Below are 21401 nucleotides of genomic sequence, written 5' to 3'. Positions count from 1 at the left end.
CTGGAGTTGGCGGCCTCACGCGAGGCCGGTCACCTCTCGGGGGTGGGAACTCGTCCGGGCAGCTCCGGTTCCGCGGACGGCAGGAACCGGCCGATGAAGAACTTGTACATGAAGGCGCCGAGGAGACCGCCGATCAGCGGACCGACGATCGGCACCCAGAAGTAGAAGTTCCCGTACTGATCTCGCCACGCTCCGCCGTATCCGGTGAGGAAGCTCGCCAGCCTCGGCCCGAAGTCACGGGCAGGGTTGATCGCGTAGCCCGCGTTGGTGCCCCAGGCCATACCGATCGCCACGACGATCAGGCCGATGATGAACGGAGCCAGATTGGCGCCGGGGGGTGTGTTCAGCAGGTCGGTGACCGCCATGACCAGCAGCAGCAGGATCGCGGTGCCGATGACCTGGTCCCGGAACGCGCCCCACTCGTACACCGGCAGATTCGTGTTGCCGTTGGCCGGCAGCGTCGAGAAGACGCCCTGCGTCTTGATGGTGTGGCCGGGGTCCGCCTTCGCCAGCGCCTCGCTGTAGTTCCACCGGACCAGCAGCGCCGCGACGAAGGCACCCGCCGTCTGGGCCAGCGCGTAGGGCGCCACCTTGCTCCACGGGAATCCCTTGAACGCGGCCAGGGCCAGGGTCACCGCGGGATTGATGTGCGCACCACTCAGCCGTGCTGCCGTGTAGACGCCGAGGGTGACGCCGAGGCCCCATGCCCAGGCGATGCTGTCGTGGTCTCCGAGGCCGCCCGCGGGGTCCGTGAGGGCTCCGCCCGCTACCACTTGGGCAACCACACCGCAACCGAAGAGGATGAGAATCATGGTGCCGAGGAACTCGGCCGACAGTTCGCCGACCAACTCCGACCTCTTGAGCCGCTCAGCCATGTGAGCCTGCTTCCTGCCGGCTCTTGGCCGGCCCGTCGCTCGCCCCCGAGTGATCCACGAATCATCGTAGGTTGGTCCGGGGAAGTCCGCGCGCCAAAGCGCTTCACCCCGCTGCCGATCACGGCAGCGACCGGCTTCGTCCCGGGGCCGCACTGCACCACCGAGCAGTTCCGGACGCCCAAGCGCACGCAGGTACTCAACGATGCCAGCGCATGCATCGGCAGCACGCTGGCCCTCGGGCGTACCGCCGAGGAACTGGCGGAGCTGATCGACAACTGCCAGATCGGGGTCTTCGCCGCCTATGCCACCAGCCATGGCCGGACCCTGGTCGACCGGGAGCTGTACCTGCCGAAGTCTTGGACCTCCGACCGTTGGCGGTACCGGACAGCCAACATCCCCGATGAACGCGGCTTTGCCACCAAAGGCGAGCCGGCCCGGAACATCTCCGCCGCTGCCTCGCGGCCGGCCTGCCCGCTGCCTGGGCCGCAGCCGACGAGGCTGCGGGCAGGACTTATGACCGGTGATCGCGCGGCTCGCTGCCGCGACTGTCCGGAGGGTTCGGCGTCGGCGACGTGGCGCGTCGAAGGCTGCTCCGCTCGAGCATGTGCGGTGATCAGCCGCTTGAACCGCGGAGACGCGGGCCCTCTCGGTGTGGGTGAACTCGGGGAAGACGCCGAGGCCCCCGACGAACACGGCAATCCGTTCCCTGGGGACGTCAGCGGTCGGCCGAGGATGGTGCCTGAGCCCGTCAGGTTGGGGAGCCAGGTGACCAGGGCTGCTGCGGTAGCGGTGCCGGGAAGATGTAGCCGCATTTGATGCCCTACGAGGGACGGCTACGCGCGGTGCGCCCGGCCTCTCGACGTATCAGCGGGGGCCCGGATGTCACTGACCAGCCAGGGGCCTATCCATCACCTGTCACATGTGAAATATTACCCGCGCTCTCAGGCTCGACTCACTCGAAGGGACTGTATGTCGCGCAAACTCACTGCGGTAGGAGCAGCGATAGCCCTCGCGCTCCTCGCCGCCCCCGCAATCGGTGCCCCGGTGTTCGCCGCCCCCGCACCGGCCGCGGCTCCCCCGACAGCCGCCGACCACACGCACGACACCGTCCACGGGCACGGCGCCGAGGCCCCACCACCGCCCAGCCGCCAGGAACTTCAGCAGCAGGCAGTACGCCGACAGGCCCTGGAGCATGTGGCGGCGGGACGCATCGGCGTAGCTTCCGACGGCCGTCTCCCGCAGCGGGTCAAGGTCGGCAAGCGCTATGTGGAACTCGCCCAGGAACGCAAGGACAAGGTCTTCGTCATCCTCGCCGAGTTCGGCGAGCAGGTCGACAATACGACCGAGTTCGAGGGCAAGCCCCGCTTCGGAGGCGAGCCCGGCCCGCTGCACAACACCATCGACAAACCCGCAAAAGCCGACAACCACACGGTCTGGCGCAAGGACTTCAACCGCGTCTACTACCAGCAGCGGTTCTTCAGCGACGAGCCCGGCGCAGTCAGCATGCGCAACTACTACCGGCTGCAGTCCTCCGGCCGGTACGACATGGACGGCCACGTCACCGACTGGGTGAAGCTCCCCTGGAACGAGAACCGCTACGGCACCGACAACTGTTCCGAGCCCGGCCAATGCCGCACCAACTGGGACTTGGTGCGCGACGCCACCCATGCGTGGTACCACTCCGAGCGCGCCAAGGGCCGCACCCCGGCCGAGATCAAGGCGCAGCTCGCCGAGTACGACGTGTGGGACCGGTACGACTTCGACCGCGACGGGAACTTCGACGAGCCCGACGGCTACCTCGACCATCTGATGGTCGTGCACGCGGGGAAGGACCAGACCTGGGGCGGCGGCAAGCAGGGCACCGGCGCCGTCTGGGCACATCGCTGGTTCGCGTACTGGAACCAGGCCGGAGCCGCGGGCCCCGAGGGCAACAAGAACGGCGGCACCCCCATCGGAGAGTCCGGGATCTGGGCCGGTGACTATCTCACCGGCGGGGAGAACAGCGGGGTCGGCTTGTTCGCCCACGAGTTCGGCCACGACCTGGGGCTGCCGGACCTGTACAGCTTCGACGGTGACAACAGCGTCAACTTCTGGTCGCTGATGTCGTCCGCCTCCTACCTGGGCAGAGGACGCAACACCACCGGCGAGTATCCGGGCGACCTCGACGCATGGAGCAAGCTGCAACTGGGCTGGCTGGAGTACACCGAGGCCGACGCCGGCCGCAAGACCCGGGCCCTGCTGGGTGTGTCCGGCTACAACACCGAGGACCCGCAGGCACTTCTGGTGCATCTGCCGCCGTCCACCACCTCCACTGATCTGACCACCCCCTACGAGGGGGGCAGTCAATGGTGGAGCGGCACCGGTGACTACATGGACAACACGCTGACCCGCACCGTTGACCTGACCGGCACGACAGGCCCGGCCCGCTTCGATGCCAGGGTCTGGTACGACACCGAGGAGGGCTACGACTTCCTGACGGTGGAGGCCTCCACGGACGGCGGTGTGCGCTGGACCCCCTTGACCGGCACCGTCGGCGGGCGGCCCATCCCGGCCAACGGCGTCTCCGGCTCCTCGGGGGGCTGGACGGAGCTGAGCGTGCCGCTGGACGAGTTCACCGGCCGGAGCGTCCAGATGCGGCTCCGGGTGACCTCCGACAGCAACACCCACGGCAAGGGCGTCACCTTCGACGACATCCACATCACGGCGGCCCGCACCGAGCTGCTGCACGATGGCGCCGAACAGGGCGCGAACGGCTGGAGCACCGTCAAGTGGTCGCGTACGCAGGGGCGCACGGGCATTGCCGAGCATCCCCGGGCATACCTGGTGGAGAACCGGCACTACACAGGTTACGGCGCCTTCCTCAAAACGGGCCCGTACAACTTCGGCTGGACGGGCGACCCCGCCCACCCCGAGAAGAAGGAGACGCTGGAGTTCTACCCGTACCAGGAGGGCGTGCTCCTCTGGCTCTGGGACACCGCGTACAGCGACAACACCACCAAGGCGCACCCGGGCAAGGGCATGCTCCTGCCGATCGACGCGCGGCCGCAGGCGCTGCGTTTCACGGACGGAGCACCGGCCAACGCGCGGGCGCAGACCTTCGACGCGCCCTTCTCGCTCCGGCCGAGTGACGAGATCGTGCTGCACCGCGCCGGTGTGCCCGTGATCATCCCGGAGCGCCCAGGCGTGCCGGTCTTCGACGACCACACGGGCGTGTACTGGAACGAGGAGCTGCCGCAGGTCGGGGTGAAGGTGCCGGACACCGGGACCAGGATTGCGGTGGTGAAGGAGCACCAGGACGGTCGGCTGACCACAGTGCAGGTGAGTCCCTCGCCTTGATCCGCTGATCGGGCTTGTGACGTGGGGATGGCGGCCCCGGCTGCCATCCCCGTGTCGGCCCGTGCAACACCGGGCTCAGTGTGACCGTTCGCAAACGGTGTCTCTCCCAGGTCATTCAGGCGCACCGGCAGGGCTGTCCGCCCACTTCGCGCCACGCGCGAACCGGGTGACGGAACCTGGCTGCGGTGACCGAACTGGGCCGCGCGGCAGCGGTGGACGGCAGGGGTGACCTGGCAAAGGAAGACCAGGTGGTGCACACCACCCCCGTTCCGTCCCAACAGCCCTTCCCCTGGGCCACCTGCTTCGTCCCCGGCCGCCGCAGCGAGCTGATCACGCCCGTCGGCGAGCGGCTCGTGGCCGAGCGCTGCGGCCGGTACGCGGTCGGCCACGGTCCGGTGTGGGGCCGCGCCGACGTGCTCTCGTACGCGGCCTGGCAGCGCAGGCTCGGCTATACGGTCGCCGCGGCCGACGGCTCTCCCGGCCGGTCCAGCTGGGACCGGCTAAGGGTGCCGCGCACGGGAAGGGGGGCCGCAGCATGACGGAAGCGGAAGCGGAAGCGTCGTCGCCGAACTGGAGCTGCTGCGCCGCTCGGTGGATGTCGGATTCGCGACGCCCCGTGGCGACCTGGCGCTGCTGCTCCAGTGCGCCGACCAGACCCACAAGAGGCTCGTCGACCACGAGGAACACCTCGACGCCCTGGAACGCACCCGCTGGCCGCTGCCGTCCCTCGCCGCGATCACCTCCTGTGCGGCGCTCGCGGTCGCGGTGTGGCAGGCAGGCATCGGGCACCCGCTGACACCGCATCCGAGGGGCTGCGGCCGTGCGCCGGCAGCCCCGCACCACCCGAGACAATCCACGAGCCCGGCCGGGTTCAGTCGGGCTCCCCGACCATGCCGAGCACCAGCGCCAGGCGTCGCTTTGGTACCGAGCCGAACTTCCGGCGGACGTTCATCACGTAGTTGCGCGCGGTGCCGACCGTGATGCCCAGACGGTCGGCGATCTCCACCGCGGTGAACCCCTGGGCCGCGAGCACCGCGACGTCGCGCTCGCGGGGAGTAAGCCCGGCGTTCACCTGGTGGCGGTGGTTTTCCGGTACGTGGAGCAGGCCCCGGTGCAGGCAGCGGTCGCGGGCGAGCGTGGCCAGTGATCTGTCGGCTCCCGCCGAGGCCAGGAGCTCGGCGGCGCGGTCGCGGGCGCGGGCCTGTTCGGGCGTGGAGGGGGCTACCCGGGCGGCGGCGTGGTAGGCGCGGCCGGCGGTGATGGGTTCTCCCATGTCGGCGAGGGCGTCAGCGCCCGCGATCAGAGAGACCCAGCCGCGCTTGCCGGCGAGGTGTCCCTCGACGACCGAACGGATCGCGGCGGCGCGCGGGTAGGGCGACCAGAACCGGGACATGGCGGCGGCCTCGTTCCGCGCCGCGGCGGGTGCGATCTCGGTCAGCGCGAGCAGGGCGTCCTCCCAGCCGAAGTGGTGCTCCGCCTCGCGAGCCTTCAGCAGGATCTGCGGCAGCCCGCGCGCCGGGCGCGGCTCGCGGCGCGCATGGCGTATGTACGCAAGGGTCGCTGCCGCACTCGCGCCGCACGGAGGCGAGGTCGCATACGCCACCTCGACGACCGCCTCGAGGTTGTCGTGCGAAAGGCGGCGGGCCGTCTCGAACGTCACCGCGGCGGCGACAGCGCTGCCGAGTTCCCGGATGCCCGGTGCGGCGCCCGTCATCGCGACCGCGGCCTGCTCTCTCGCGACGTCGAGGTGTCCCGTGCGGTGACGCACGAGCGCCTCGACCGCGGCGAACTTGTTCACCCAGGGCCCTCGGCCCACCACCCGGCCGCGGCCGACGGCCTCCAGGGCGGTCGGATAGTCCCCGACGTACGCGCAGGTCAGGGCCCAGTTCAGGTAGTTGAGCGAGGCGATCTCGCCGGTGACCGCGTCGAGGTCGGCCGGCAGCAGCGAGGCGGCCTGCCGCCAGCGATGGGGTGCGCGCTTGCGTCCCTGGTAGGTCTCGCCGGCGGCGAGCATGCCGGCGACGAGGGCGATGATCCACGGCTCGCCGGACTGCCGGGCCAGGGCCAGCGCTCGGCGGGCGAGCTCGCGCCGGTAGGAGGGGCTCAGGCCGGCGTCGGCGGGGAAGGACATGCGGCTCAGGGCGAGCGCCTGTCCCCCTATGTCTCCTGCCGCGGTGAACTCGAAGAGGGCCCGGGTGCCGTACTCGGCCATCGCCTTCCCCCGCGCGGCCCGTGCCTGTGCCAGAAACACCGCGCCGCGTGCGCGGGGGGTGTGGCACGCGGCGGCCAACTCGTCGAGAAGCGCCCAGGGGGCGGGACCGGGCGCTCCCCACCGGGTGAGCATGGAGGCCATCTCGGCGAGGGCGATCCGGTCGTCGTCGGCGAGCCGCGGCGCTTCCGCCAGGGCACCGCGCAGCGTTTCGAAACCGAGGTCGGCCCGGCCGCGGAGCGCGGCCAACTCGGCGTTGTGAACCTGTTCCTGAACGGTTGTCGATACGTTCTCGGCGAAGGACGCATGGGACGGCCCCGGAAGGAGCGGGCGCGCCCCGGACGCATTGTCGTTCATGGTTGAAGCAAGAATAGGTGCAGTTCTTGGATTGTCCAGGGGGCGGAACCGAGGCTTTCATTTGCGTCGACGGACCGTGGCCGTCGCATCGCTTCCAGCCGAGGACTGCCCATGAACGCATCCCGCAAGTTGGTCGTGTCCGCGCTCACCGCTGCGCTGATGGCGACACCGACGGTCGCCACCTCCGCGACCGAGGACCCACCGGCCGGCCCGGCGTCGGCCGTCGCCGGTGACGTCCCGCAGGATTCCACGGACGTACGACGTGGCCTGCCGAGCCTGCCGCCCACCGAAGAGCAGCTCGCGGCCGTGGCGGCGCTGCTGAAGTCCGCCCCGGAAGGCGTATCGCCGAAAGTCACCTGGAACACCACCTACGGCACGCCTCGGACCGTGCGAGCGCCCGGCGGATATCTCACCGGTCCTCAGGCCGGCGAACCGCTCGCGATCGCCAGGGACTGGCTGCAGGCGCACCGCGCGGCGTTCGGCCTGTCGGCCGCGGACGTCGAGGCGCTCGCGGTGCGGCGTGACCACGAACTCCCCGGCATCGGCGCCCGGGTGGTGAGTTTCACGCAGACGTTCGACGGCGTCGAGGCCGTGCACGGCGGCGTGATGACGGTGACCGTGGCCGAGGACGGCCGGGTGCTGTCCTACGCCGGTGACCCGGTGCGCAGCGGCGGCCTGCGCGCCGGGTTCGACACGTCCCCGGCCGACGCACTCGCCGCTGTCGTGTCGTGGCTTTCTCCGTCGTCCGACTTCGTGCCATTGCCGACGGGTGAGACCCAGGCCGGCTACCAGGTGTTCGCGGCGGGGCCGTTTGCACAGGTGCAACGCGTCCGCAAGGTCGCGTTCCCGACGGCCGGCGGTGCCCGCCCGGCGTACAGCGTGCTGTTCGTCAAGAGTCTTGACGAGGCATGGGGCGTGGTCGTCGACGCGGCGACCGGGAAGACGCTGGCCAGGCACTCCCTGGTGCACCACGAAGGCACCCTGGAGCCCGAGGGCACGGTCTACGAGAACTTCCCGGGCGCCCCCCAGGGCGGCGGGCCGGTCATCAAGAGCTTCGGCGCGAACGCGCCGTCACCGGGCGGCTGGGTCGACCCGAGCGGCGCCGCGGGACTGCCCGGCCCCACCACGCTCGGCAACAACGCCAACACCTTCGCGCAGTACACGGCACCCCTGGCGCCGACCGACCAGCACAACCGGCCCATCAGCCCGACGGCGCAGTTCAACTACGCGTACGGCGCCAACTGGGCCCGCACCAAGGGCCAGACGCTGCCGCCGTCGTACGTGCTGGACCGCGACCCGGCGGTGACCAACCTCTTCTACCACCACAACCGGATCCACGACGAGTATTACCAGTTCGGCTTCACCGAGACCGCGGGCAACTTCCAGGTCAACAACTTCGGCAAGGGCGGCCAGGGCGGCGACCCGATCAGCGGTCTCGCGCACTCGGGCGCCGCGACCGGTGGCGCCCCGACCTACCTCGGCCGGGACAACGCCAACATGCTGACCCTGCCCGACGGCATCCCGTCGTTCTCCAGCATGTACCTGTGGGAGCCGATCAACGACGCGTTCGAGGGCCCGTACGCCGACGGCAACTTCGACCAGACCGTGATCCAGCACGAGTACAGCCACGGCCTGTCCAACCGGTACGTCGGCGGCGGTGGACTCGGCTCGCTCGGCGGTGAGCAGTCGGGTGCGATGGGCGAGGGCTGGGGCGACTGGTACGCCATCAACCACCTGGGCCGCGAGGGCCTCTACGACAAGGCCGTGGTCGGCGAGTACGCCGTGGGGAACGCCGAGCGGGGCATCCGCAACTGGGCGTACGACAAGAGCCCGCTGACGTACGGCGACTACGGCTACGACATCACGGGCCCCGAGGTCCACGCGGACGGCGAGATCTGGACCGCCATGCTGTGGGACCTGCGCCGCGCCCTGGTCGACCGGTACGGCACCAAGGCGGGCAGCGACATCGCCGAGCACCTGGTGACCGACGCCATGCCGCTGTCCCCGCCGTCTCCGTCGTTCCTCGACATGCGCGACGCCATCCTCGACGCGGACACCCTCCGCTTCCACGGCGACAACACCGACACCATCTGGACCGCCTTCGCCCGCCGCGGCGCGGGCCGTTCGGCCGCGACCGCAGGTCCCGACGACACCGACCCGAAGCCGGGCTTCGACCACGCGGCCCCGTCGCGCAACGGGATGCTCGCCGTCAAGCTGATGAACGCCTCCACCGGCGAACCCGTCGAGGGCGCCCGGGTGATCATTGGTGAGTTCGAGGCCCGGGTGACACCGCTCGGCATGTCGGGCTCGGGCGGTGTCGTCTCGGCGCCGATGGTCGACGGCACCTACACGATGACCGTGCAGGCGCGCGGCTTCGGCATCCAGAAGTTCCGGGGCCTTCAGGTGCAGTCGGGAACGACGACCGCGCGGACCCTCAAGCTGGCGCCGAACCTCGCCTCGAAGCACAACGGCGCGACCGTCGTGAAGACGTCCAGCCAGGACGACGGCCTTCCCGCGAGCTTCCTGATCGACGACACCGAGGCGACCGCGTGGAAGACCAAGGACGCGGGCAAGCCGTACAGCGCGGGCGCGCACCAGGTGGCCGAGGTGAAACTGGCCACGGAGGCACGGGTCTCCCGCGTCGCGGTCAGCACGCTCAAGCCGACCACGGCCGGACGGTTCAACGCGACCAAGGACTTCACGGTCCAGACGTCGACGGACGGTGTGCTGTGGAAGACGGTCGAGGCGGGCACGTTCGCAGCCCAGGCTCCGCGGCCCACGGCGCCGGACATGCAGATCCAGACGCTGAAGCTGGACGCACCCGTCACCGCGAGCCACGTCCGGGTCTTCGTCGACTCCGTCCAGGGCGAGACGAAGACGTACGCCGTGCTGTCCGAACTCCAGGTGTTCGGCAACGCCTCGGGCGTCGAGCCGCTGCCGTTCACCCCGGACGAGCCGGTCAGCGAGTCGGGGACGATCCAGGCCGGTGAGCCGCAGGGGCTGTGGTACCTCCCCGGCACCGAGCCGTACCGTCCCGGCGCGACCGTGGCCTCGTGGCAGGCGGCCTGCGGCACCCCGCCGGCCGCTCAGGGCGCCGACGCGTGGATCACGAAGCTGCCGGCCGGCTGGGGCGACGGACTGCACGAGGCGTCGTACACCGAGCCGGAGAGCCAACTCGGCGAGATGCAGATGTTCTTCTACGACTCGGCGTGCAAGCCGATCACCGGCGACTTCGCCACGCCGGGCCAGAAGGTCGTGATCGCCCCAGGCGCGGCCTACGTCGGGCTGCTCTACCTGTACGGCGCCGACTACCAGTTCACCCTCACCGCGCGGCAGGCCGGCTGACCAACGGTGCTCCCGTCCGTCACCCAGGAGAGGAACACATGTCCCCCAACCGCAGATTCACTCTGGCCACGTCGCTTCTCGGCGCCGCCACCCTGTTGAGCACGTCGGCCGGCCTCGCACATGCCGGCGCCGGCGACCCGCTGAGAGGCGACCAGTGGGGCCTGGACCAGGTCCGCGCCGAACAGGCTTGGACCACCAGCACCGGCACGGGTGCCGTTGTCGCCGTCGTCGACACCGGGGTGGACCTGACCCACCCCGACCTGAAGGGCAACCTGGTGGCCGGCGCCACGTTCACCGGCTGCGGCAAGGCGGGTGGGCCGTGCGGGAACGGCGACTTCCGCGGCCCGGACGGGCAGAACAACGGCGACGAGCACGGCACCCACGTCGCCGGCATCGTGGCCGCCGTCGCGGGCAACGGCACCGGTGTCGCCGGTGTCGCGCCGAACGCCAGGATCATGCCGGTCAAGGTGCTGGAGGAGGGCAGCGGCACCTTCGAGGACATAGCCGCCGGTATACGGTGGGCGGTGGACCACGGCGCCGACGTGATCAACATGAGCCTCGGCGGGCTGGCGGGAACGCAGATCATCACCATCACTGGTCTGGAGTCGTCGGTGACCGAAGCGATCGCCTACGCCAACGCGCAGGGCACGTCGGTCATCGTGGCCGCCGGGAACTCCGCCACCCCGGCTTGCAACACCCCGGCGTGGGAGCCCGGCGCGATCTGCGTCGCCTCCACCGACCGCAACGAGCTGAAGAGCTGGTTCTCCGAACTCCCGAACAAGCCCGACCTCAAGGCCGTCGCCGCTCCCGGCGGCGCGGGACTCGTCTCCTGCGAGGACGACATCGTGTCCACCGTGCCGGCCGGCACCGGATCCGTGTCCTGCGGCCAGAAGGACTACGACTACTACGCCGGCACGTCCATGGCCACGCCGCACGTGGCGGGTGTCGCCGCCCTGCTCTTCGCCCAGGGGCGGACCCTGTCGAACGTCGAGGACGCGCTCCTCGGCACGGCCCGCCAGCCGGGCACCGGCCTGACGGGTGTCTACTCCCCGGCCTACGGCTGGGGCGTCGTGGACGCCGCGGCCGCGGTGAAGTCCGCGGGGGTGACCACGGGCAAGGGCCGCAAGAAGCACTGAACCGACCGGCGTGGGGTGGCCACTCGGGCGTCTGGGGTGGCCGCCTCCGGTTCTTCGAGCGTGTCTTGCCGAACGGGGCAGGGCGGCGAGCGGGTCCGATGACAGGGACCGGCCGTGGAGCGGGCACGGAATGCGCAGCGGTCCGGACGACAAGAAGGCCCCGGGTCTTCGACCCGGGGCTTTCTCGTGGAGCGGATGACGGGAATCGAACACACTCCGAGCTTGGGAATCACGGTGGTTCCGGCCCGTTCGGTTCTGCCGAGCCGTTGCGCGAGACATCGCGGCGACGTCGCCTTCCCGCCGACGGAGGCGCAGGCGACGCGCATCGGCGGGTCGAGCCGCGCGCGGAAGGGGTCATCGCCCAGGGGCGGTGCTCAGTGGTGGTGGCCGTCCTCGTGCCCGGATTCCGAACGGGCTCGACTGGCTCTTTGCCGGCCATGGCGCTTAGGTAGGTGGTAGCCCTCGGCCATGCACTGCCACTGCTGCCGACGTTCGGTCGGTGGTCAGCCGAGGGCGGCGAGCAGGTCGTTGCACGCCTGCTCGCAGCGGCGGCACGCTTCAGCGCATACCCGGCAGTGTCCTTGCATGTTCGGCGTGGTCGGCGCACTCGTCCGCGCACGCCTTGCGAACGGTGGCGCAGGCCTGGAGCATCGCGCGGGTGATGTTGGCGTCGTAGCCCGTGTGTTGCGGGAGAGCACCGACGCGGTGGCGGTGCAGATGTCGGCGCAGTCCATGTCGGTGCGAATGTGGGCCGGTCTCGCACACGAACCGGGCGCCCCGCCCGGCCGCTTCGCGGATCAGGGCAGCCATGCTGCCGACGTTGGCCTCGACGTCACCGAGAACGGACGGGAACTGTGCTGCTGCGATCTTCATGCGGCCCATCCCCGCCTCGTCTTCCGCGGGAGAAGCCGGCCGGCGGTCAGCTCACCTGCGGCGCCGTGTCGTCGATGACGCACGACGTCCGCAGCCGGGATCGCACCGGCCGGCCGTTGCCCGGCTCTGGCGTCAGCCGGTCGATTCCGCCGTCACACGGATGATCGCCCGCACCTGCGCGATGATGTCCAGCCGGTTGCGTACGAACTCGGGGTCGGTGACCTCCGTCGTGTTCGCTGCCCCGAACCGCAGCACGGGCGTGTGCACATGGCCGCCGGGGATCGTCAGGCCCAGCCGGTCGCGGAGCAGCGTCGCGCGGTAGGCGATCTCGTTCGAGAGATAGTTGCCGCCGCCCCCGGCGCGCGCCGTCGACCCGGGCGTCGGCCCGCCGGGCCGCGCCACCGCGGGACCGCCGCCCGCCGGGACCTCGGTCACCGACGTGTTGTCGTACACCGGGAAACGGCCCGTGTCCGCGGCGGTGATCACCGCGTACGGGAGGGTGGTCGTCGTCCACTGGGGCTGCGTGGCCGGGTCGTCGACGGGCACCGTCTCCGTACGGGACAGGTTGTCGTTGTCCGGGAACCCGCCGCGCCAGGCGCCGTTGAACCGCTCGATGTCGACCCGGCCCACCCGGCCCTGGCTCACCGTCGTGAACAGATCCGCCTCCGGCAGCCGTGGCCGCAGCGTGCGCTCGACCGTGCCGTCGGCGAAGTCCTGCCAGCGCACCGGAAAGACGGCCGTCTCGATCCTCGCCGGCCCGTCCGCCGTAAGGATCCAGGTGCCGTCCAGCGCTAGCGCCGTGGCGCCGGACGGGTTGCTGATCCGTATGTCCCGGTCCAGCGTGAACGGGTCGAAGCCCGTCATCACGATGCGCTTGATTCCCTTGCCGGCAGGGAAGTCCATCGAGTCCTGGCCGCGCGAGGTGCGCTCCAGGCGGTCCAGCAGGCGCGCCCGCTGCTCGTCGTTCAGACCGAACGACGGCTCCCACTGGCGCAGATGCGCCGTCATGCCGAGCCGGGCCCAGTACAGCGGCCGGTCGTCGTCACGGCTCAGGTCGCCCTGCGCCCATCCGCGCCCCTGCGCCCGGTCCACCGCCCGCGCCCACAGCGCCGCGCCCTGCCGGACGACGGTCCGCTCGGCCTGCCCGTAGGTCCTAGCCTTCGCGAGCGCGCGGGTGAAGGCGGGCGTCACACCGTCGAATCCGCTGCGTCGCAGTATCTCCTGCGGAACGGCCCGCTGCAGGCGCTGCTCCTCCACGGTGAGGGGCTGCGCACCGGCGGCGGGTTGCGCCGCGGCGGCCGGCGACACGGTGAGTGCGAGGGAAGCGGAGACGAGCAGGGCGACGCCGATCACGTCCAGGCGCGTGCGTATTCGGGACACGGGATTCCTTCCGTCGGGTGGGCGGAAGTATCACGGGCGGTACGCCGCCGTGGCTACCACTCGTCACGGCCGGCCTGCCCGGTGGGCCGCCGGGCAGGCCGGCCTGGCGGCTCGGCAGCCGGCGGGTGCACGGCGCAGGCGGGCCCCGCCGCGGGCCGGTGTGGTCAACTTCCCGCCGCAGACGGTGCCTTGGGGACGGCCCGAGTGACGGACAACCCGCGCGCGGCCGTCGCTCTTCTTCGCGGCCTCCTGGCCGGCACGTAGGGCAACACGCGCCAGGTCAACGCCGGAGACTTCGCTGCTCATGTTTGCCCCCACATGGCGTGTCCCAGTACAAGGTGGCGTGCTCCTTGCAGGCGGTGGACTTGGTCGACGAAGGTGCTCGTGAAGAGGCGACGGGCGGAGAGCTCCCCGTGCTCGGTGATGTGGTCGAGGACGATCTGGTGGTCCTTCGCGGCGCGACTTCGCCAGTCGAGGACCTGGTCGCGGGTCAGTTCCTCGAGCACGATCGGCTCATCGTCATGCACGGCAGTGACGATTTCGGAGCCCGCCGGCGCGGATCGCGGCGCGGGCAGAAAGACCGACTCGGCCTTGTGGGCGCCGACTCCCCCAACCTGCCAGACCCGGCGTGAGTCTTCACAGAGGCCGCTCGCCGCTTGGCACCCTCGGCCTCCAACTGCTGTGCCTCCGACGTCGGTACCCCGGGTGATGCCCGCACGATGTGCCGGCAGCATGCTGCTGCCTACCTGCACCCCGCCATGTCCGGCAGGGCCGCGATCCGCGCCCTCGAGCCCGTCGTCAACCTCGCACGCCTGCAAATCCGCGCCGGGCGGGCCGAGGACGGCCTTTCAGTGCCTCGTGACACTGTTCGACGCCGTCACCACTCGAAGCCCCGCCCAGGTCGAGGACATCGCCATACCCGCAATCCTCGTAGCGGACGCCGACGACCGCCAAGTTGTCCGCACTTGGCTGTGGAGCGTCCTCCTCGCCGACGGCACACGCGCCCTGACCACTGCCGGCCGCTGGACCGAAGCCCTCGCCCACGTCGAGGCACACCGCGGCATCGGACAGCGCATGCTCGACGGCCGCCAGGTCGCCGTCCTCGCCGCCCTCGCCACGGGTGACCCGGTCCTGAACGACGGATACGCCGCCCGCGAGAGCCTGACGCATCCCTTGTTCACCGCGCTCGCGACCGACGGACAGCAGAAGAATTGCCGGGACATCGTGGACGCGTGCGCGCTCGGAGCAGGAAAGCTCCCCGACGAGCTGCGTGACCAACTCGCCACGGCGCTGCGTACGAGCGACCGCACGATTCGCGAACGCGTTACCAGTACGGAGCCGCGCCCCAAAGCCAAGTCGAACGGGTCGGCACCACTGACCGACTTCTTCCGAACCACGCGTGCCCGGGGCGCTCAACTCCAGCTCGGACCTGGCACTGTGGGAGTCGGGCCGGGGAGCCGTCTGACTTGTAGCATTCGGCGGGGCGCATTGCCGCCCTATGACACAAGAGATCAGCGGCACGGTTCTGTGAAGGCACGTATCAAGTGGCTGACCACCCCGCTCGCGGCAGGGCTGGCGGCCGGCCTGTTGAGCGGCTGCGGCAACCAGGCGGGCGGTGCCGGTTACGACGGCAGCGACGTGCGCCGGGCAGCGGGAACTGTCTGGTGGCAAACGCCGGAGCGAGGTAGGTGCCGATTGCGGGGACGCCGAAGGCTTCGCCGACCGTCCGGCTGAGCGGTGCCGGGCCGAAGAAGGCGGTGAGCACCAGCCCGGATCCGCCCGCCGCGGCCTCCGCCACCCCATCGGCGAGCCCGTGCACGTACGCCGTTGTCACCGCCCGGGCCTCCTCCGGCGACGCCGCCCTGGACCAGGCCCGGATCAGCCCCTGCGGGTCTCCCGGCAAGGCCGGTAGTCGGGACCGCACCGCCGACGAATGCGGCGAAGGACGGGTGAGCGGCCACGGCGACCTGATGGCCCGCGTCCGGCAAGCGCCGCCCCAGGCCTGTGAAGGGCGCGACATCTCCCCGTGAACCGGCGGTGGTGATCAGAATCCGCATGTAGCGATTCTCCTCGGCGCATGCCGTCCGGTCACCGTCGCCGGCCAAGGCGATCCCTCAGCACACCTACTGTCGACAACAGGGCAACGAGTGCGCGGACAGGTCACCAGCGGCTGCAACGTGAGCAGCAGGTCCGTCCCCACCAGGCGAGCCGGCCGGGTCGCACGGATTGCCGAGCCTCCCATGCCCCTCCGCGTCGCTCAGCGGGCGTGGAGCATGTAGGTGTTCTCCAGCTCGTCCTGCACGACGGTGGCCTTCTTGTCGACCGTCCGCACGTGCATGTCCTGAGCGGGGGTGTGGGTGCGGAACCGCCAGCCCTTCGGGAGCTGCAGCCGGTCGCCGAGGGAAGCCAGGGAGTCCAGGGTCTGGCTGTCGTCCACGGTGTGCGAGTACGCCTGCAGGACGTACGTCCGGCCTTCGGCGTCGCTCAGCGCGTACGCGGGCCTGCCGGCCTTCAGGACGTACTCGGTGTCCCGGTCCACCGTGGTGGCCACGTAGTGCTTCTTGCCCTGCCCCGCGGTGACGTCGACGTCCGGCGGGATGCGGACCTCGGCCGCCCAGCGGGCCTCCAGGCCGTCGAACTTCTCGACGTCGCCCCAGGCGTACGTGGTGACCTCGTCGATCGTCCAGAACCGGGGCCCGTTCAGGAACACGGCGGGGACACCGAACTCCGCCGCCAGGGCGCCCGCATCCAGCGCGTTCCACTTGTCGAGGGGGCAGTCGTTGAGGCCGTAGGTGGTGTAGACGGCCGCCTTGAGACCGCCGCGCTCATCCGGCGAGATGAGCAGGACCTCGCCGTAGCGCTCGTCGCGCATACCGCTCTGGCGCCGGGACGGCTTCACTGGGTCGGACATGGCTCCTCCTTGTCACGGCCCGTCGCCCACGGCTGCGGGAGCCGGGGCGGGCGGGCCAGGGCCCTGCCCACAGGCGGGCCCGGGTCGTGACGCGCGTCGTCCACTTCATCCAGGTCAGCACACCCGGGGCGTTGCCGCACGCCGTGGACGATCTCGAACCACACCGTCTCGCCATGCTCACCCGTGACGGCGTACGACACCTGCACATCCGGAAGTGCCTGCCCCCAGGTCAACGCCCCTGCCCGGAAACCGGCACCGCCTGCGGGGTGGCACAGCGGCTGGTTCCTCCCCGCCCTTGGCATCCCCTCAGGAACGCGCCACCCCGCTCGATGAACTCATCGTCACCAGCACCGACGGCGAGCACCTGCCCGTGCGCTCCCGTGACCGGCAGGATCCCAGACGCATCTCCTGCCTGTGGGCCCGGCCCAGCGGCGTACGGCGGCGGCACGAGATCACCGGCGAGATGGTGCTGACTCTCATTCCGGTGACCCGGACATTCTCATGAGCGTGTACCGACCCTCTCACTCCGCTTGCTTGAACTGACAGCTCACTCGTGCTCGAACCCGACCTCGAAATGAGTCGACAGCAGGGCAACGAAGCGAGGGGCAGCAGCAAGCGGGTCGGATGGGGCGAGGAGCGGGTGGCCGTCGGGCGCCTCGCACGGCGCGCAGTCGACCGGCTCGCTGCCGAGGGAGCCGGGGTTGCGCTCGCTGTGGCGTCGGCCGGTCTCGTCGGTTCGCTCGCCCGGGTGGGCGGGTGCAGCGCGGTAATCAGCTCCAGGCCGGTGACGGCGGTCGAGCCGCGCGGGGTCATGACCCGGTGGCGTAGGCGCCGAGGAGGCGGGCGAGTTCGGGCGCCGGCAGCTGTCCGGCCTTGTTCCGGCTACCGGCATCGAGCGCGTTCCAGGACGGGATGCACAGCTGCCGGCACGCGCGCCTGCCGCCCTGGGCGGGGCGGTAGATGCGGGCCCACAGCCCGCGGCCGGTGTGAGGACGATGAGCGGGTCGGCGTCCTTGCCGTTGCGGCTGAGGCAGGGTGCGCCTGGCTTTACTTCGGGCAGGGTCCAATCGACCAGCCCGGGAAAGGACTTGGCGGGTGAGCCGGAGCCTTCGGTGCCGGCGTTGGCCATGGCGCTGGCGGCGGGTGCGGCCGCGCGGGCGGGGTGGGCGAACGTCCCGGACACCTTTTGCGCACTGAGTCTGGGGTGGTCTTCGGTTGATCCGGCCAGGGTCTGGGGGTTGTCCGGCTCTTGTGGATCAGGCTGCGTACCCTCGGCTCCGTGCCCCGCCATCCGAAGAAGCCCCGCCGGCTGGTCGCCGACGGGCGGGTTCCCCATGGGCTCCGGGGACGTGGGGCACGTCCGGGGCGTCTCCCTGAACCTGCCCGAACCGGGCGCCGTCCGGGCCCTGCTCGACGCGGCGTCGGCCCGCGGGTGGCAGACGTGAGAGGGGCGGGCGGTGGAGATCGACGGCTGACCACTGCTGGAGGCGGCAGCCGGAGACCGCGGGCTGTGACAGTGCCCGGCCTCGCACTGCGTCCCGGCTGCGCGCCCGTCGGGTGGGCTCTTCATCCAGTCCGGGAGCCGAGATCGATTGTCAGTGGTGGGTGAGACGGTAGGAGCATCGAGTCGCCAAAGAGGGGGAGCTGTCATGTCCAAAGGCCAGAACTACATCAATCACGTTGCCCTTGTGCTGGATGCCAGTTCGTCCATGTCGCACCTGACCCGCAAGGTCGTCGAAGTCGCCGACCAGCAGATTGCCTACCTTGCCCGCCGATCGAGGGAACTGGACCAGGAAACCCGCGTCACGGTGTACGTCTTCGCGGACAAGGTGGAGTGCGTCATCTACGACAAGGACGTGCTGCGGATGCCGTCGCTGAAGCAGCTGTACCGGGTCGGTGGAATGACGGCCCTGCTGGCGGCCGCACTGACGTCACAGCGGGAGCTGGCGCAGACAGCTCAACTGTACGGCGACCACAGCTTCTTGACGTTCGTACTCACCGACGGGCAGGAGAACGCAAGTCACCGCTGCCCCGATGCCCCGACCAGGGATCCGCGTGAACTGGTCGCGGCCGTGGCCCAGATGATCGAGACACAGCAGGACAACTGGACCCTCGCCGTCCTTGTACCGGACCAGATGGGCAAGCGCGAGGCCATGCAGTGCGGTTTCCCCAAGGACAACATCGCCATCTGGGACGCCACGAGCACACAGGGGCTGGAGGAGGCCGGGCAGGTCATCCGGCAGGCTACCGAGAACTTCATGATGGGCCGCACCCAGGGCATCCGGGGATCGCGGGCGGTGTTCTCCACGGGTGCGGAGACGGTCAACAAGGACACCATCAAGGCAGCCGGCCTCACCCCGGTGAACCCGTCGCAGTACCAGCTGATCCCGGTGGCTCGTGACGCGGCGATCCGGGACTGGGTCATCGAATGCGGGCACACCTACCGTACCGGTGGTGCGTTCTACCAGCTGAGCAAGTCCGAGAAGGTCCAGGCGCAGAAGCAGATCGCGGTACTGGAGAAGAAGACGGACCGGGTATACACGGGGCCCGAGGCCCGAGCCCTGCTCGGCCTGCCGGACGTGGAAGTCCGCGTCAAACCGGATCACAACAACGACTTCACAATCTTCGTGCAGAGCACCAGCGTGAACCGGAAGCTCGTACCGAACACGCGGCTGCTGCTTATGCTCTGACGCCCTGGCAACCCCGGTCGGGTATCGAAGGCTTCGCCCTCCCGACACCCCACCCCACCCCACCAGCAACAGAGTCAGCGGATGCAGACGCGGTTCAGGAGCACGTGCTGCTGAAACCCCCGCCGCCGCCTACGCCGATCGCCCCAGCGCGGTCCGCGAAGGCGGCGGCGGATCCCACACTTCGACCGGTGACATCCAGGCGCGGACGAACGAACCGCAGGGGGTGGCACCAGGCGCCCCGGTCGGTGGCGTTGTCTACTTCCACTTCCGTAAGCAACTCGGGCCGCACGAGGACGGGATCCAGGGGTTCGCGTGAGCCCCATGCCGACGAGAAGCGCGCGCCCGTCCAAGGGTGTCCGGCGGCGGGGTGAAGGCGGCCGGCCAAGCCGGCGGACGATGTCGGCCTTGAGCGGCACAATGCGGCCCACCGGCGCAGGAGGCGGGCGAGCTCCGCGGTGGCCTGATGGTTCCTCACAGGCTCACAGGTCGGCCTGTCCCACCCAGGGAAAACAGGGCGTGCGCCTCACAGGCTCACGGGTTGAGTCCGGCCTTCAGGGCGCTGCGGGTTCCAGGGTGCGATGTCCTCGAAGACGGCGGCGAGGCGGTCGGCATCGGCTCGGACCCGGGCGGCGTAGGCACGGACCGCGTCGACGGCTGTCGGCGTACTGGCCGGTGTGCCCACAGAAGGACGGATGAACGTGCCCATGCTGGTGGGCTGTGATGGGCACAGAAGGGGCTCAGTGGGATCCTGTTTGAATGAGCCTCGATATCGATTACTGGGAGCGCTGGATAGCGAAGTTGCTGGCCATCCTTGCTGCCGACGCTTCTGATCAGCTGGCCTGGGCCAACGAGCACCAGGTGAGGACTGTCAATGTTGCCAATGGCGTCGAATTCATCCTCCGTCTGGCCGAGGAAATGGCGGAGCGGGGAGCTCTCGAACCGGAAGCCCTGCGGGACCTCAAGGCCATCGACCGGCTCTTCGGCGAGATGGACGTCCGCGGTCGCGCCGGCCGGTGGGCCGACGCACTGACTGCCGATGTGGCCTGGGGCGAGGTACGAACTCTGGCCCGCCGGATCCTCGTCGCCCGGTTGGGCGACTGGCGTCAGCCACTGCCGCACCGCGTGCCGCCGCAGCAGGTCTATGACTGAGCCCGTCCAGCTGCACCTCACCGAGCATGTTCACCTGTAACGCCGACAGCGGCCCCCGCATCCGGCGACCGACGGGCCGGCTGGGCAGCGGGCGTCTGCTGTTCCCTCATCAAGGGCCCCGGTGACCGGTGTTGACGTGTGGAACCACGGTAGCGCCCTCCCCCACCGCCCCGGGACCCCCTGCGGCGGGCGGACACACCCGACGGCTGCCCACAGTGACTGTGTCACCTCAGGCGGAGTGCCCTCTCCGTAGCGGTCACGAGCGAGGAAGCCCGCTTGTTCCAGCTGCCGCAGCTGGCAGACGACTGATCCGGTGCTCTTGAGGGCCACAGCCACACCGATCTCGCGCACGCTGGAGGCTACGGCTACGGCTGGTCGTGCCTGTTGTCCTGCGCCACTGAACCTTGAGCGTGTGCCAGCGAACCTTGAGGGATGCGAGTCCGTGTCAGCGAAGCCTGAGTGGCACGAACGGCAGGTTCGCTACGACGACGTGGGATGAGACACGCGGACCGCCGTTGACAGGCGACAACGCGTCTCTCAGGACGGGCCACCATGACCGAGCACCACTCGCCACGCGGCGGGCCGGCGTACCGCCGTGCATGCCTGCCGCGGCGGCGGGTACGACCCCTCCCGTACGGGCGAGGCGCGGAAGCGGCCGCGGAACGAGGGGTGTCGGAAGTGATTCGAAAGCTGCAGGCAATCGCGCTGGACTGCGCCGATCCGGTACGGCTCGCGGAGTTCTACGCGGACCTGCTCGGCGGCCGGGTGGTCGCGGCCTCGGAGGATCCCGACTGGGTCGAGGTGCACGGGTTCGAGGGAACGCCGCTGGCCTGCCAGCGGGTGGACGGCTACCGGCCGCCCGAATGGCCCGGCCAGCAGCACCCGCAGCAGCTCCACCTGGACTTCGACGTGGACGACCTCGACGGGGAGGAGAGGCGGGCACTCGCCCTCGGCGCGACCGTGCTGGAGCGGACGGACCAGCTCCGCCCGGAGGCCAACTGGCGGGTCTACGCGGACCCGGCCGGCCATCCGTTCTGCCTCTGCCTCCACTGAGCCACCGGGCCCACCACATGTGCTGATACAGCGTCAGAATCCGGCGCCGGGCGGTGACTTCGACCGGCATTCGATCAGCCAGGCGCA

At 70.2% G+C, this 21401-nt stretch carries 15 protein-coding genes and 4 pseudogenes; 10 read left to right on the top strand and 9 right to left on the bottom strand.

Annotation, left to right across the window (positions count from 1 at the left end):
* Positions 1–29: 29 nt before the first annotated feature.
* Positions 30–875 carry an MIP/aquaporin family protein gene (locus J7E88_RS29490; protein ID WP_215186445.1) on the bottom strand — a complete coding sequence of 282 codons (846 nt, stop codon included), beginning with the start codon at positions 873–875 and terminating at the stop codon, positions 30–32.
* Between J7E88_RS29490 and J7E88_RS37535 the strand changes: the two genes are divergently transcribed.
* The 3 genes and pseudogenes from J7E88_RS37535 to J7E88_RS29475 all read left to right on the top strand — a co-directional run.
* Positions 876–1691, top strand: coding sequence for a transposase (locus J7E88_RS37535; protein ID WP_374196337.1), 816 nt, complete (start codon positions 876–878; stop codon positions 1689–1691).
* Between the two features lie 153 nt (positions 1692–1844).
* Positions 1845–4211: an immune inhibitor A domain-containing protein gene (locus J7E88_RS29480; protein WP_215186443.1), complete on the top strand. Its 2367-nt coding sequence runs from the start codon at positions 1845–1847 to the stop codon at positions 4209–4211.
* 263 nt (positions 4212–4474) lie between these two features.
* Positions 4475–4750, top strand: a pseudogene (locus tag J7E88_RS29475) (peptidoglycan-binding protein); the annotation flags it as partial.
* A gap of 332 nt (positions 4751–5082) precedes the next feature.
* Here J7E88_RS29475 and J7E88_RS29470 read toward each other — a convergent pair.
* Positions 5083–6777, bottom strand: coding sequence for a helix-turn-helix transcriptional regulator (locus J7E88_RS29470; RefSeq protein WP_215186441.1), 1695 nt, complete (start codon positions 6775–6777; stop codon positions 5083–5085).
* 111 nt (positions 6778–6888) lie between these two features.
* Between J7E88_RS29470 and J7E88_RS29465 the strand changes: the two genes are divergently transcribed.
* Positions 6889–10122 (top strand): M36 family metallopeptidase, encoded by a 3234-nt coding sequence (locus J7E88_RS29465; protein WP_215186439.1) that lies wholly within the window; start codon positions 6889–6891, stop codon positions 10120–10122.
* Between the two features lie 38 nt (positions 10123–10160).
* Positions 10161–11258 (top strand): S8 family peptidase, encoded by a 1098-nt coding sequence (locus J7E88_RS29460; RefSeq protein WP_215186437.1) that lies wholly within the window; start codon positions 10161–10163, stop codon positions 11256–11258.
* Between the two features lie 503 nt (positions 11259–11761).
* Here the strand turns inward: J7E88_RS29460 and J7E88_RS29455 are convergent.
* From J7E88_RS29455 to J7E88_RS29440, 3 genes and pseudogenes are all read right to left on the bottom strand, one after another.
* Positions 11762–12004, bottom strand: a pseudogene (locus J7E88_RS29455) (four-helix bundle copper-binding protein); the annotation flags it as partial.
* 259 nt (positions 12005–12263) lie between these two features.
* Positions 12264–13511, bottom strand: coding sequence for a pyroglutamyl peptidase (locus J7E88_RS29445; RefSeq protein ID WP_215186435.1), 1248 nt, complete (start codon positions 13509–13511; stop codon positions 12264–12266).
* 302 nt (positions 13512–13813) lie between these two features.
* A complete protein-coding gene (locus J7E88_RS29440; RefSeq protein ID WP_215186433.1) occupies positions 13814–14038 on the bottom strand; it encodes a hypothetical protein in 225 nt (74 codons plus the stop codon).
* A gap of 129 nt (positions 14039–14167) precedes the next feature.
* Between J7E88_RS29440 and J7E88_RS36405 the strand changes: the two are divergent.
* Positions 14168–14843, top strand: a pseudogene (locus J7E88_RS36405) (hypothetical protein); the annotation flags it as partial.
* A 290-nt stretch (positions 14844–15133) separates the two neighbouring features.
* Here J7E88_RS36405 and J7E88_RS37530 read toward each other — a convergent pair.
* Both J7E88_RS37530 and J7E88_RS29425 read right to left on the bottom strand, forming a co-directional pair.
* Positions 15134–15568: a glycosyltransferase gene (locus J7E88_RS37530; RefSeq protein WP_374196341.1), complete on the bottom strand. Its 435-nt coding sequence runs from the start codon at positions 15566–15568 to the stop codon at positions 15134–15136.
* A 200-nt stretch (positions 15569–15768) separates the two neighbouring features.
* Positions 15769–16422 carry a hypothetical protein gene (locus J7E88_RS29425; protein WP_215186430.1) on the bottom strand — a complete coding sequence of 218 codons (654 nt, stop codon included), beginning with the start codon at positions 16420–16422 and terminating at the stop codon, positions 15769–15771.
* 295 nt (positions 16423–16717) lie between these two features.
* Here J7E88_RS29425 and J7E88_RS29420 point away from each other — a divergent pair, with 295 nt between their 5' ends.
* Entirely contained in the window at positions 16718–16927 is a 210-nt protein-coding gene (locus J7E88_RS29420) for a hypothetical protein (protein WP_215186428.1), read from the top strand.
* A 123-nt stretch (positions 16928–17050) separates the two neighbouring features.
* On the opposite strand, the pseudogene J7E88_RS36395 reads toward J7E88_RS29420, so the two are convergent.
* Positions 17051–17713: pseudogene (locus J7E88_RS36395) on the bottom strand (transcriptional regulator); the annotation flags it as partial.
* A 358-nt stretch (positions 17714–18071) separates the two neighbouring features.
* Here J7E88_RS36395 and J7E88_RS29415 point away from each other — a divergent pair.
* The gene (locus J7E88_RS29415) at positions 18072–19112 is read left to right on the top strand and encodes a vWA domain-containing protein (protein ID WP_215186426.1); all 1041 of its coding nucleotides are present in this window, start codon (positions 18072–18074) and stop codon (positions 19110–19112) included.
* A gap of 523 nt (positions 19113–19635) precedes the next feature.
* Here the strand turns inward: J7E88_RS29415 and J7E88_RS29410 are convergent.
* A complete protein-coding gene (locus J7E88_RS29410; RefSeq protein ID WP_215186424.1) occupies positions 19636–19818 on the bottom strand; it encodes a hypothetical protein in 183 nt (60 codons plus the stop codon).
* Between the two features lie 50 nt (positions 19819–19868).
* Here J7E88_RS29410 and J7E88_RS29405 point away from each other — a divergent pair, with 50 nt between their 5' ends.
* Together J7E88_RS29405 and J7E88_RS29400 are read left to right on the top strand one after the other, a co-directional pair.
* Entirely contained in the window at positions 19869–20261 is a 393-nt protein-coding gene (locus J7E88_RS29405) for a hypothetical protein (RefSeq protein ID WP_215186422.1), read from the top strand.
* A 678-nt stretch (positions 20262–20939) separates the two neighbouring features.
* Positions 20940–21314, top strand: coding sequence for a VOC family protein (locus J7E88_RS29400; protein ID WP_215186420.1), 375 nt, complete (start codon positions 20940–20942; stop codon positions 21312–21314).
* Positions 21315–21401 lie beyond the last annotated feature (87 nt).

It is taken from the genome of Streptomyces sp. ISL-10 (assembly GCF_018614575.1).
GTDB lineage: Bacteria > Actinomycetota > Actinomycetes > Streptomycetales > Streptomycetaceae > Streptomyces.
Note: the sequence above shows the minus strand (reverse complement) of the source record. Positions and strands in the feature narration are given on the sequence as shown.